This window comes from Schaalia suimastitidis DSM 15538, from assembly GCF_000429105.1.
Lineage (GTDB): Bacteria > Actinomycetota > Actinomycetes > Actinomycetales > Actinomycetaceae > Pauljensenia > Pauljensenia suimastitidis.
In genome coordinates this window covers 316985-329376 of the sequence record NZ_AUBF01000006.1, presented here as the reverse complement: position 1 = coordinate 329376, position 12392 = coordinate 316985, and the positions used below count along the sequence as shown (strand labels likewise).

Below are 12392 nucleotides of genomic sequence, written 5' to 3'. Positions count from 1 at the left end.
TAGTGTATTCCTTTTCTGCAATACCCACGTCATAGGGTGGGAACGGCGATATCTAAAGCAGCAGACTCAATGCGGGCCTCGACGACACGCGCCGAAGCGATAGCGTCACCGTCAACCTGAACGACCTGCGCCTCGTCAACCCGCAGTGATGCGCCGCGTGCCTGCCGGAAGGCAATCTGCCCTACTGACGGCACATCAAGAAGCGGGCGAATCCCCAAGCCCTGCGCGAAGATCTTTCCAGCAAGATCGGCCCAGCCCACCATGCCAGCCTGGGTGTCGACCGCCACTACATCCATCAGTCCGTCATCTACCGTCGCCTCAGGCGCAAGGGTGACCAGTGGCAGCTCCCCACAATTGGCAAATAGTACCGAGCGCGCCGTAATACTTGTCGATTCGGCGTCATCGTTGCCTCCAGCCGCATCGCCATTACCTTCAATCGTGTGGCCTTCAATAAGCCCCACCACTGCCTCGTGCTCCTGGGTGGGACGCGGCTTCAGCAACGTCAGGTAGCTATGCATACGCGCCACCGTCGTCGCACCAAGGCCAGCGATCACATAGGCAGGCCACCCAATCATCTTCTTTAATTCAGGATCCGTATCGGCCATCGTTTGTCCATCAAAACCAATACCTGCCACAACCAGGAACGAGTATTCATCACCCGTGGGATATTCGCCAGCACGACGAGGCTGCCTGTGGGTATCTAAAGTGGACAGCGCGCGAGCAATAAGGGTGCCTTCGGCGGGTATTTCACATTCGCCGTTGACTTCGTCCACACGCAACCATCCAAGGTCAACGGCGCGATGCCCTTCACCCAGGGCAATACTTAATGCGCGTTCCACATCACCCAGTGGGATGCCGAGGTTACGCGCCATGAGGTTACCGGTGCCCACTGGCATAATGCCCATGCGTACACCGCTACCAGCCATTGCAGCGGCAACGGCCCGCACCGTCCCATCGCCACCTGCAGCAATCACCACCGACGCTCCATCAGCAATCGCCTGTATCGCCTGGCCTGTACCAGGGTCTTCCACCGTCGTGTAGCGCCAATGTACGTGAGGGACCCCCATTTTGGCAGCGCAGGTATTTACGCGCTCACGCAACGCCGCAACGTCGTCAATTTTGGATGGATTGAGGATAATCCACGGCCGTGGACGACCTCGTTCTGGATCCACGGGCTGCTGCGGATGGAGCAGCGCCTCCTTACGGGCCGTGCGCTGCGCCTTGCGCCGTTTATACCACTGTGAAGCAACAAAACCAGTGGCAGACACGAGCGCGACAGCACCCAGGCTGAGTCCAACATTGACTGGCATAGAACAATGTTAGGCCAGCGGCCAATCTGGAGCAGAACGCGGGTCAACATGCAACCCGTCGCCACCGTGGAGGATATCTTTGACCCATGCGCGACCACAACGGAAGTCTTCGTCGGATGTGCCCCGCAAAATATTGGCACGCACACCATCAACGCGCGGGTAGGACCCCATGAAGCGCACATCGGGGGAGAAACGATGCAGACCCACAAGGGCCGCTTGTACGCGTTCTTCCGATATGTGACCAACGATGTCGATACTGAAGGTGTAGTTACCTAACCCATCACCGCTGGGACGAGATTCGATACGGGACAGGTCCACGCCTCGCACACTGAATTGTTCTAGGAGGGTGAGCAGTGCACCCGACTCATTGAAGGGTAGTGCCACCTGAATCGTGGTCTTATCCGCGCCTGTGGCGGGGGGAATGGCACCAGGGCGTGACACCAGTACGAATCGCGTCACAGCGCCCGGATTGTCCGCCACATCTTTGTGAAGTGCAACCAGTTGGTAGCGTTCAACGGATGTGGCGTTACATAGGGCGGCGTCGAAGGTTGCGTCCTCGGTGGCAAGTAATTCGGCACCTGCAGCCGTCGACGTCGTCGGGACATGGATAACACCAGGGAAGGTGGCCTCAAGCCACGTCCTGCACTGTGCCCACGCATGCGGGTGTGTGCCGATGCGACGAATATCTTCTGGTCGTGTACCTGGCTTGACTGCAAGTTGGAAGACCACTGACACCAGCATTTCCGCGACGATGACTAGCGGCACGCCACGTGACAGTGAATCCAGGGTGGCGTTGACACCACCTTCGATGGAGTTTTCAATGGGAACTACAGCACGATCAGCGTTACCTTGACGTACCGCGTCCATTGCTGCTGGTGCTGAAGTCATCGGCAGTAATTCTGCGCTGCTGGGAGCGATCTGCCATGCGGCTTGCTCGGTGAAGGTTCCAAAGGGGCCAAGGAAGGCGATGCGCACATGGTCCCCCTGTGGCGGTGGGCCGGGCAGGTTGGTGGCAGTGTGGCTCATCGTTATTACCTTCCATTAACGAGGCGTATCAGCGTCAACCGGTACTTTGCGTGCACGCGCACGGTGCAGTACCACCTCGACAATCATCGGTAGAACCGATACCGCGATAATCGACAGGATAATGACCGACAGATTGTCATGGACAAAAGGAACATCCCCTAGCAGGGAGCCAGCGTAGGTGATGCCAACACCCCACAGCAGTGCGCCCAGGGAGTTGAAGATCAAGAATTTGTGGTACGGGTAGCGTGCGATACCTGCTGCCAGGGGGATAAAGGTGCGGACGAAGGGGATGAAGCGCCCAATCACCAGGGACCGCCCACCGTAACGGTCGAAGTAGTGTTCTGATTTGGTCAGATACTCTGTTTTGAGGAAGCGCGCATTGTCAGAAAAGAGTTTGCGTCCCCATTTTGCGCCAATCCAGTAGCCGATCTGTGCACCAATGAATGCGGCAACAAAGGTCAGGCCCATGAGGACGAAAAGGTTGAGGTTGAGGCGGTCATGCATCAGACCGGCGGTAAATAGCAGTGAGTCGCCTGGAAGGACCGGGAAAAGGATGCCTGATTCAACCAGGACGATGAGGAGCGTACCCCACAGCACCCACGGTCCCATTGCTTCAAGTAGTCCAGTGGGGTCGTGGAACCATCCAATTACGGTTTCCCACCAGGAGGGTTCGGCAACGGCAGTAGTAACAACGGTAGTGAACACGCGGGTCCTTCCAGTGGCAAGGGCCACTATTAACTCAAATCGGGCTTCCCGTGGCTACCACACTACCGGTCAAGCGCGTCGACACTAAGATCAAGAGCATGAAAATGGGCGAGGAACCGGTCACGTCTGTAACAGATGAGTCCACCCGTGGGGGTGAATTGAACCTACAACCGTTGTATCCCACCCCACGCACCCCTCGTTTGTCAGCCCCAGTGCTGATCGCGGATCGCCCACAGGCGCGTCAGCGGCGACGCTCTGACCTTGTTGATTGTGTCACAGCGCTTGCCGGTATTGTTGGCTTATGGCTTTTTGGTGTCTACGCCAACTCTACGACACGCGGTGTTGCCGAAGACGTCCTCAAATTTGAAATTATCCGCGATATTTTGCTGCTTCCCATTACCTTCCTCGAAGGTATTGTCATCCTGGTGGCACCTGTAGCAGTCATCGCTAATTTACTTATCAAACAACGTCTACGCAGCACCATTGAAGCGATCTTGGCAGCTGGTGTCGCCGCTGCCATTGGATGGGGAACGTTGCAAGCCTTGGCGTATCTTCCGCCGTGGATGACCGCGCCGTTACGTGTGTCGACCGGCACTGTTTCGGTTGAAGGTATTGCCGATACCACCATCGCACTCAACCTTGTGGTCATTATTTTGTCGGCCCTCTTTACTGGTGCGGGTGAAGCCCCTTCGTCGCGTACCTTACGGTGGTCGTGGGTCGGCCTGTGGGCCATCACGATTTTGTGGGTCATTCGCCTGTCAATGACATTGCCTTCCGCCTTTATTTCGCTGCTTATTGGACGCGCTGTGGGATGTGCGATGCGGTGGATAAGTGGCTTTGAAAACCGTAGTGCCCAGGGCCCCGAATTGGTGAATGCCTTGCTTACCCTAGGGGTGGTGCCGACCCGTATCGTGCGATGTGACTTGGACACTCAGCTTCAGCCGCTGACGACGTGGCTGGTGGAGGAACGTGTGTCCGCAGCCGCACAACGCTATCTCAAGCAGGTGCCGCACGAGTCTTCCACTGGCGCCTACGAGGTGCCGCGCCGACCCAACGATGGGCATCGCCACTACCGCGTGTGGAACTGTGACGATCAGATTTTTGACGTCACGGCCCTGGATCCAGGCCGCGACGTGACAGGCACGCTGATGCAGGTGTGGGAAAATATTCGGCTGCGTGGTTTGAGTCGTTGGGTGGCACCATCGGCGAAGGCTGCTGCTGAGCGTTCTACCCTTACTGCCCTATCTGCTTCGCGCGCTGGGGTGCGTCTTCCAGAGCCTGTTGGAATGGCTGTTGCTGGAGAATCGTTGCTTTTGGTGAACGAGCCTGTGCCCGCTGCGGTGCCGCTACATGAGCTTCCCAGCGAGATGGTCAGTGATCATTTTCTTGACGAGGCGTGGCGTCAGTTGTCGTTGGCGCACCGTCGGTCAGTCGCGCACCGGGCCTTGGATTTTGACAGCATCTACGTTGACGACGGCGGGCACATTTGGCTGATCCACTGGGAGCAGGGTGAAGCAGGCGCTTCAGAGGTAACGCTACGTATTGATACCGCTCAAATGTTGGTCCACCTTACGCTTGTGGCAGGAATGGACCGAGCTTTGGCCTCGGCAAGCCGCGTCATTGGTGAGGAAAACCTCCGACTGTGTGCGCCATTCCTTCAGCGGGCAGTGTTACCGTCGTCAATTGGCGCTCGCCTGCGTGGTTCAGATTTGTTGGAGCAGCTACGTGGCAGCCTCGTGGCCGATCCAACGGAAGCGTCCTCCTTCCAGTTAGCTAATATTCAACGTTTTGCGCCGCGTACCGTCATTATGTCAACGGTCCTATTTGTTGCGCTGGTTGCCATCGCTGGTTCTTTGAATATTTCACAACTGCGGACAACCATCAGTTCCGCGAATCTCATGTGGATCGGTGTAGCATTTGCTGCCTCCACTCTGACGTGGCTTGGCGCATCTATTGCCTTACTTGCCTTCTCATCTGAGCGCCTGCGTCTGCGTGACGCCTTCCTTGCACAGGTTGCCGCCTCCTTGGTTACCCTGGTTACCCCTGCCGGCATTGGTCCTGCCGCCCTCAATTTACGGTATTTAACGAAGCAGAAGGTTGCCCCTGCCGTTGCCATGACCACGGTGACGCTGCAGCAGTTGGCTCAGCTGGCGGTCACGGTGGGTCTATTGGTGGTTCTGCTGCTGTTTTCCGGGCAGCGCCTTTCAGTGTCCCTGCCGTATGGCACGATCGTGGCAACACTTGGTGTTGCCCTTGCCGGCATTGCCGTTGTTGCAATCGTGCCAAAACTACGTCGCTGGGTGTGGGTGAAGATTCAACCAACTTGGTTGCAGGTCTACCCGCGCCTACTGTGGTTCGTAGGTCACCCGCGCCGTATCGCCGCAGTGATTGTCGGCAATATCATCACCATCGTCGGTTTTGTTGGGTGTTTCTGGGCTTGTGTTAAAGCAATGGGAGCCACACTAAACCTTACGACGTTGACAGTCACATATTTGACGTCGAATTCACTGGGCTCCCTCATCCCCTCTCCCGGTGGTATCGGCCCTGTTGAAGCGGCACTTACCGGTGGTTTACAGGTGGCTGGGATTTCCTTATCGGTAGCCTTGTCGATCGCCCTGCTATATCGCTTGGTCACCTTCTATGGGCGTGCGCCGTTGGGTTGGATTGCCATGAAAATAATGGAGCGGAAAGACCTGATCTGAGGTGACAAATCCTTTTGAGGCCGCCACCTCTGCCTATGCGCAGGTACGTCCCGCCTACCCGGTCGGTGCGCTGGATGTTTTGGCATCCAAAGTTGACGGCATTGATGAGCCACATGTCGTTGACCTTGGGGCAGGGACAGGAAAAATGACGCAGTTGCTGGCGCAACGCGGTTGGCACACGATGGCGGTGGAACCTGCCGCTGCGATGCGTCACCAGATCCGAATCCACCCGCGTGTGCGTATATATGGGGGCACGGCGGAGGATACGGGGTTACCCTCGGGGTGTGCCGATATGGTGGTGGCTGCGCAGGCATGGCATTGGTTCGATGCGCTTCGGGCGTCTGACGAGGCGGCGCGACTTTTATGCGGATCAGGACCGTACGCTCAGACATCGCCACAGGTGTCGCCACCTGTTGGTACTTCACACCACACATATCCGCGCCCTTCGCAGCCACGCACACCACACCTCGACTCACCGCTCATTGCACCCACGCAGCGTGGTCGGAGCAACTGTGGTGGCAGCGTCCTGGCGATAGTTTTTAATCAGATGGATGTCTCGCTGCCGTGGGTACATCGTTTGACGCGAATTATGCGTTCAGGTGACGTGCATCGTGCGGATCGACCACCTCTTATTGGCCCACAGTTTTCGTCACTCACACTCGATGTGGTCGCGTGGAGTGACACCTTAAGTACTGACGACGTCATGGCCCTTGGGCGCACACGCTCGTCCTGGTTGCGTCAAGACAAGGCGGGCCGGGTGCGCATGCAAGATAATCTTCGATGGTATCTCCACGAGCACCTTGGCTATGACAGTGGTGAGGCAGTGAAAATCCCTTATCACACACTGATATGGACCGCGCACCTCAAGGCGTAAATACGTGCCTCGATGCACGAGTGTTGTTGTCAACGGGCAGCACAACGTTACTGCGGCACATGCCTGTGCCCCTTCATTATCTTTCGCTGCCTGCCTACGCTTGGTCGAATGCAATAAGGAAGCCGTCTTCGTCTACTGCTGCTCCCCCTACGGCTGTCACCAGGAGGGAGGCCGCCTGCTCAATATCGCGGGCTGAGCGTTGACGTTCCATCCGGCTTGCTCGTGCATTGTCGAACGCAACGGCTTCGTCGTGCGGGAGCCAGCGCAGTCGATAGGTGACGACAGCACCGCGTGCCCATGGTTCCCATCGAAGGGCAAGCGGCACGGCCTCGCCCGTACATACTTCAAGCATCGCCTCGGAGCGATTCCCTACCGGAAAGATCAGTGCATAGCCGTCAAGGACCTGCGGCTCGTTGACTGCGCGCCGCAAATCCTCTTCGATCGCGGTTCTAATTGCGGCGCTGAGGTGCTGCGCCTGGGCGGTGAGGGTGTTATCGACATATCCGCCGCTGTCCTGGCCAACAGGTGGAGCAAGTTCGCGACTGTCGATGATTTCAGGGAAGTGTGGGGCAAGTACTGCTAAGGCCTGTTGTGGTTCAAGCCAACGCGGCGCATATAGGGCAAGCGACACCGCCGTATCTGCCTCGGGGCGGATTATTTCTCCCGATCCTGCAATGCGCAGTGCTCCGACAAGTCTGCGGGCCATACGTCTCAGGCCAGCCAAGGCGTCGGCTTCAGAGCCGCGCGGCGCACCTTGAGGGAATGCCTTCGCCCACAGGTCCAAGCGGTCGTCAGTATCTTTAGGTGCTGGTCCACGACTCGGTGGGCACAGCAAAAGCCATGCGTATGCCAACGTCTGATCCACGCCAAGTTCTGCGCGCAACTCATCGGTGAGTGCAAGTGGACCTTCAAGGCGCGCCTGAGGAGTCAGACGAATCTGTCCGGGACCCATCCAGCCTGCTTCCTCCCACAGAGATACCGCAAGTGCTTCCACTTCGTCGTCGTCAACATCATCGGCGATAAGCAGCATGTGGTGTCGTTGCGCGTCGTGGGCCGACAGTAGATCCGCGTCCCCATCGCGCCTGATGTGGTGTGCGACCGAGGTGACCGTTGCCTCAGCAACGGTGCCATCCGCTTCTATACGAAATGCCAGGTCATGATGGATGGCGGTGCCGGTCAATGCGAAGGAGGTATCTGTGAGGGCGTGCGTGGTGTCAGTCAAGGCTGACAGCGACTGGCGTGCAAGTGGTGAAGTAACGTGCTGAGATTCTTTGAGGACCTCATCATTGGCTTGGGCTGGGGTAGACGACATGACGGCAGGATCACGGGACGCATTATCCTGTGGGGCACCATTGTGTGGCGCACTATCTCCAGGGGTGCCATTTGTTGGAACGCGATCCTGAGGGTTGTCATTGTGTGGGGTTCCATGTGGCGAGATGCCATTGTGAGCAGTGAGCGGTATTGCGGCGAAGCGTTCACGCACCGAGCGTCGCACTGGGACGCTCTGGGCGTGGTGTTCCTGATGAGAAGGCTTATCACTGCTTCGGTCAGCCGTCGACTTCACCATAGAGTCACCTAGCGTTCGATGCGAGTACGGGTGAAACGCTGGTGAGAACGTGAAGCGGTAGGGCCGCGTTGTCCCTGGTAGTGAGAACCACGTTCCGCAGAACCATAGGGATGCTGTGCTGGTGACGACAGGTCAAAGAAGCACAGCTGTCCGATCTTCATGCCGGGGTAAAGCAGTATGGGCATCGTTGCAGTATTGGACAGCTCAAGGGTGACATGCCCAGAAAAGCCTGGGTCCACAAAGCCCGCTGTGGAGTGTGTGAGCAGACCAAGGCGCCCAAGGGAGGATTTTCCTTCGAGACGTGCAGCGATATCGTCGCCCAGGGTGACGTATTCGTAGGTGGCGCCAAGGACGAATTCGCCAGGGTGAAGGACGAAAGGATCGTCGGCGGCAACCTCAACAAGGTGTGTGAGTTCGCTTTGGTCTTCAGCAGGGTCAATCACGGCATAGCGGTGATTATCAAAAAGCCTGAAATATCGGTCGAGGCGAACGTCGACGCTGGCGGGTTGCACCAGTGTTTCGTCGAGCGGGTCGAGTTCAATACGGCCCGAGCGGAGGCTGGCCAGGATATCTCGGTCACTAAGCAGCATGGGGCGATTGTCTCACAACCGCCCCATGCGTGAAATCACTTAGCCGCGAATCTTGCGAATATGTGCGGCGAAGGCTTCCATCGCGCCTTTGAAGTGCGCGCGCGTGCCTTCGTCGAGCACACGGCCGTCTGGGCCGAATTGATCGTGGGAAAGCTGCAGGTACAGTTCAGGCTGTCCCAGAAGGTAGGCGTTGAAGAATGCGAGGATACGCTTCAATTCGCCCTGAGACACAGCGGCGCCAACCGCGCCGACCGAGGCGCCGGCGACAAAGGTGGGTTTACCACCGAGGACACCTTGCCCCCAGGGGCGCGACAGCCAGTCGATGGCATTTTTCAACGCGCCCGGAACTGAGCGGTTGTATTCGGGGGTAACAAAGAAGAGGGCATCAGCGGCATCAACGACTGCCTTCTTTTCTGCGGCAAGGGGGAGGAAGTTTGCGTCGTTGTCAGGGTTGTATAGCGGGAGGTCAGCGATGGTAATTTCGACAAATTCCAGGTCTTCGGGGGCTTCGGCGATCAGTGCCTGTGCCAGCTTACGGTTGAGGGAATTGGCCGAAATAGAGCCAACAAAATAAGCAACGGTATAGGTCATGGCAGTCTCCTCATCACGATTTACTTGAAAAGTAAAGTTAACACGAATCCCCTCCTCTGTCAAGAGGTTGACACCGTGTCAAACATTGGACAAGCGTCCCGCTATTTGGTCACCAACACGGCCCTGTGGCCTTGCCCACTACCGTTCCAGCTAAAGCCCTCAACGCCTGGAGACTCCCATGAAACGCCCCCTTGTCGCCCTCGCCGTCACAACAACGGCACTGAGCCTTGCCGCATGTTCGTCCACCGCCTCGCAAAACACTACGGACGATGCGAGCAGCCAGACCACCTACCGCATTGGGATCTCCCAGATCGTCTCCCACACTGCGCTTGACAGTGCACGCGAAGGCTTCAAATCCGCATTTGACGAGGCAGGACTCGCCGTCGAATGGGTCGAAGAAAACGCTCAGGGCGATCAGGGAACAGCCACCGCAATCGCCGCAACCTTCGCCGCCAGCGACCTCGACCTCGTGCTGGCAATAGCCACGCCCACTGCACAAGCAGCTGCCAACACCATTGCCGATATTCCCGTCCTCTTCACCGCCGTCACTGATCCGGTCAGTGCACAACTCGTTGACTCTCTTGAGGCACCTGGTGGCAATGTCACTGGCACCACCGACATGAACCCCGTAGCAGAACAGATCGGACTGATCAAAAAATTCGCGCCCGACGCTACAACGGTCGGCATCTTGTATTCCTCCGGCGAAATCAACTCTAAAGTCCAAGTCAACCTTGCAAAGGCAGCTGCCGAAGCAGAGGGCCTGACCGTCAAAGAAGCAACCGTGACCAACTCTGGGGAGGTCCAACAGGCAGCACAATCACTGTCTGACGTCGACGCCTTCTACGTTCCCACTGACAACACTGTCGTCTCAGCCATAGCTGCAGTGGTCCAAGTGGCAGAAACCGAAGGGATTCCGATCATTGCAGGCGAAGGCAATACCGTCACCTCAGGCGCACTGGCAACCTACGGTGTCGATTACGCTGCACTGGGCAAGCAGACCGCACAGATGGCAATCCGGATCCTCACCGAAGGCGCAGACCCGGCCACCATGCCCGTTGAAGAACAAGACGTTTTTGAACTCATCATCAACAAAACAGCGGCCGAAGCCATTGGCATCACAATCCCCGACGACCTCGCCCAAGAGGCCACAATCATCGAATAATGCCGACAACTCGGCCAAAAGATACCTAACGACATCACACGCGGCAGACATTGTCCTTAGCCGACGCACGAAAGGAACACCTCCGTGCTCACCGCACTTGACCTCGGCTTACTGTACGGCCTGATGGCATTAGGGGTCTACCTGACCTTTCGGGTTCTCGATTTTGCTGACCTGACCGTCGATGGTTCCTTTACCAGCGGAGCTGCCGTCTCCACTGTCATGGTGATCAACGGCCACAATCCATGGCTTGCCACCGCATGTGGTTTTACCGCCGGCTTTATCGCCGGCGGCATCACCGGCCTTCTCAACACTAAAGGCCAGATTCACCCACTACTTGCTGGCATCCTCACACAGATCGCGGTGTACTCCATCAATCTGCGCATTATGGTCGACGCCAATCTGCCATTGATGAAGGGCATGACCACACTCATGTCCCCTCTGCGGAACAATCGACTGAACGGCACATGGACCTCTGTCTGCGTCTTCACGGTCGTCGTCGTTGTGATCATGTTGCTCTTTAACTGGTTCCTCTCAACCGAAATTGGGCTAGGGATGCGTGCCACCGGTGACAACGAAAGTATGGCGCGCGCCCAAGGTGTCAATACCGGCGCAATGAAAGTACTCGGCTTGGCACTATCCAACGGACTCGTTGGACTCTCTGGTTCACTCATCGCCCAATATCAGGGCTATGCAGAAATCGAGATGGGTGTAGGGCTGATCGTGGCTGGACTTGCCTCGGTCATTATTGGCACCGCCATCATCGGCTCACCACGCGTATGGGTAATGAGCGCCGCAGTCCTAATCGGATCGGTCCTGTACCGTCTCTTCGTCCAATTGGCCCTGATGATGCCCTACGTCAAAGCCAATGACATGAAGCTCGTCAGTGCCGTCATAGTGCTTGCGGCACTACTGCTGCCTCAATGGGGCCTATTTAGGAAGATCCGTGCACGACGTAATTCAAAGAACCTGATTGCTGAACCCGACATCATTCCGCCCACCGAAGAAAAAGACTCCGCGAAGGTGGTGCTGTGATGCTGACACTGACCAATGTCACCAAATCATTCTTCCGCCACACCATTAACGAACGTGTTGCACTGCGTGACATCTCGCTCCACCTTGAACCAGGCGATTTTGTGACAGTCATTGGTTCTAATGGTGCTGGCAAATCCACGCTGCTCAATGTTGTCGCTGGCCACTATCAGTGCGATGTGGGGACCGTCCACATCGATGGTCGCAATACCACACGACTACCTGACCATAAGGTGGCGCGCCAAGTCGGACGCGTCTTCCAAGATCCCATGGCGGGTACCGCACCACACCTCACCATCGAGGAAAACCTCTCCCTGGCCTACAAACGAGGACGCCGCCGCAGCCTTGCCTTCGCCATCGGTGCCAAACGGCGTGCCCTGTTTCGCGAGGCATTAGCCCCCTTGGAACAAGGCCTCGAAAATCGCTTGAGCACCAAAGTTGGTTTACTTTCCGGTGGACAACGACAAGCACTGTCGTTGACTATGGCGACCTTTTCTCAGCCCGATGTGCTCCTTCTGGATGAACATACCGCGGCATTAGATCCCAAACGCGCTGCCCTCATTACACACCTGACACGGGAAGCAATTGCGCGCCATCATCTGACGGCACTGATGGTGACCCACAATATGGAACAAGCCCTGTCAATGGGCAACCGGCTCATCATGATGCACGAAGGTCGCATCATCTTTGAATTAGCAGGGCAAGACAAGTCCAATGCCAGCGTGGACACACTACTGTCAGAGTTCGATCGTCTGCGTTCAGGTGGGCAAGGAATGTCCGACCGCAGCCTACTTGCGTAAGGTACCAAGGGCGTATAAACCTGACGATTGCAAGGC

Annotated in this window: 11 protein-coding genes; 5 read left to right on the top strand and 6 right to left on the bottom strand. The window is 57.0% G+C overall.

What is annotated here, in order from left to right:
* Positions 1-29: 29 nt before the first annotated feature.
* Genes G438_RS0101500 through G438_RS10240 form a run of 3 tightly spaced genes read right to left on the bottom strand, consistent with a single transcriptional unit; the run spans position 30 to position 2945 of the window.
* Entirely contained in the window at positions 30-1310 is a 1281-nt protein-coding gene (locus G438_RS0101500; protein WP_084402928.1) for a diacylglycerol/lipid kinase family protein, read from the bottom strand.
* A 9-nt stretch (positions 1311-1319) separates the two neighbouring features.
* Positions 1320-2336 (bottom strand): prephenate dehydratase, encoded by a 1017-nt coding sequence (gene pheA / locus G438_RS0101495; protein ID WP_034284597.1) that lies wholly within the window; start codon positions 2334-2336, stop codon positions 1320-1322.
* 15 nt (positions 2337-2351) lie between these two features.
* Entirely contained in the window at positions 2352-2945 is a 594-nt protein-coding gene (locus tag G438_RS10240) for a DedA family protein (RefSeq protein ID WP_084402978.1), read from the bottom strand.
* A gap of 194 nt (positions 2946-3139) precedes the next feature.
* On the opposite strand from G438_RS10240, the gene G438_RS10235 reads away from it, so the two are divergent.
* Together G438_RS10235 and G438_RS0101480 are read left to right on the top strand one after the other, a co-directional pair.
* Complete coding sequence (locus G438_RS10235) at positions 3140-5743, top strand: lysylphosphatidylglycerol synthase transmembrane domain-containing protein (protein ID WP_084402927.1); 2604 nt, start codon at positions 3140-3142, stop codon at positions 5741-5743.
* 1 nt (position 5744) lies between these two features.
* Positions 5745-6617 carry a class I SAM-dependent methyltransferase gene (locus G438_RS0101480; RefSeq protein ID WP_026459851.1) on the top strand — a complete coding sequence of 291 codons (873 nt, stop codon included), beginning with the start codon at positions 5745-5747 and terminating at the stop codon, positions 6615-6617.
* Between the two features lie 94 nt (positions 6618-6711).
* Here the strand turns inward: G438_RS0101480 and G438_RS10230 are convergent, their stop codons facing one another.
* The 3 genes from G438_RS10230 to G438_RS0101465 are packed head-to-tail and all read right to left on the bottom strand — an operon-like array spanning position 6712 to position 9365.
* A complete protein-coding gene (locus G438_RS10230; RefSeq protein WP_051259185.1) occupies positions 6712-8184 on the bottom strand; it encodes a hypothetical protein in 1473 nt (490 codons plus the stop codon).
* 8 nt (positions 8185-8192) lie between these two features.
* Positions 8193-8774, bottom strand: a complete 582-nt coding sequence (gene dcd / locus G438_RS0101470) for a dCTP deaminase (protein ID WP_026459850.1) — start codon at positions 8772-8774, stop codon at positions 8193-8195.
* A gap of 39 nt (positions 8775-8813) precedes the next feature.
* Positions 8814-9365 carry an NADPH-dependent FMN reductase gene (locus tag G438_RS0101465; protein WP_026459849.1) on the bottom strand — a complete coding sequence of 184 codons (552 nt, stop codon included), beginning with the start codon at positions 9363-9365 and terminating at the stop codon, positions 8814-8816.
* Positions 9366-9543: 178 nt separating this feature from the next.
* On the opposite strand from G438_RS0101465, the gene G438_RS0101460 reads away from it, so the two are divergent.
* From G438_RS0101460 to G438_RS0101450, 3 genes are all read left to right on the top strand, one after another.
* A complete protein-coding gene (locus G438_RS0101460) occupies positions 9544-10527 on the top strand; it encodes an ABC transporter substrate-binding protein (protein WP_026459848.1) in 984 nt (327 codons plus the stop codon).
* A gap of 84 nt (positions 10528-10611) precedes the next feature.
* Complete coding sequence (locus G438_RS0101455) at positions 10612-11559, top strand: ABC transporter permease (protein WP_026459847.1); 948 nt, start codon at positions 10612-10614, stop codon at positions 11557-11559.
* On the top strand, positions 11559-12356 hold the full coding sequence (locus tag G438_RS0101450) for an ABC transporter ATP-binding protein (protein WP_026459846.1): 798 nt from the start codon (positions 11559-11561) through the stop codon (positions 12354-12356). Before G438_RS0101455 ends, G438_RS0101450 begins: the two co-directional genes overlap by 1 nt.
* Positions 12357-12392 lie beyond the last annotated feature (36 nt).

Coding starts and splice junctions, on each gene's coding strand:
- G438_RS0101500 (WP_084402928.1), bottom strand. CDS start 1,310: ATGCCAGTCAATGTTGGACTCAGCCTGGGTGCTGTCGCGCTCGTGTCT.
- pheA (WP_034284597.1), bottom strand. CDS start 2,336: ATGAGCCACACTGCCACCAACCTGCCCGGCCCACCGCCACAGGGGGAC.
- G438_RS10240 (WP_084402978.1), bottom strand. CDS start 2,945: ATGGGACCGTGGGTGCTGTGGGGTACGCTCCTCATCGTCCTGGTTGAA.
- G438_RS10235 (WP_084402927.1), top strand. CDS start 3,140: ATGAAAATGGGCGAGGAACCGGTCACGTCTGTAACAGATGAGTCCACC.
- G438_RS10230 (WP_051259185.1), bottom strand. CDS start 8,184: ATGGTGAAGTCGACGGCTGACCGAAGCAGTGATAAGCCTTCTCATCAG.
- dcd (WP_026459850.1), bottom strand. CDS start 8,774: ATGCTGCTTAGTGACCGAGATATCCTGGCCAGCCTCCGCTCGGGCCGT.
- G438_RS0101465 (WP_026459849.1), bottom strand. CDS start 9,365: ATGACCTATACCGTTGCTTATTTTGTTGGCTCTATTTCGGCCAATTCC.
- G438_RS0101460 (WP_026459848.1), top strand. CDS start 9,544: ATGAAACGCCCCCTTGTCGCCCTCGCCGTCACAACAACGGCACTGAGC.
- G438_RS0101450 (WP_026459846.1), top strand. CDS start 11,559: ATGCTGACACTGACCAATGTCACCAAATCATTCTTCCGCCACACCATT.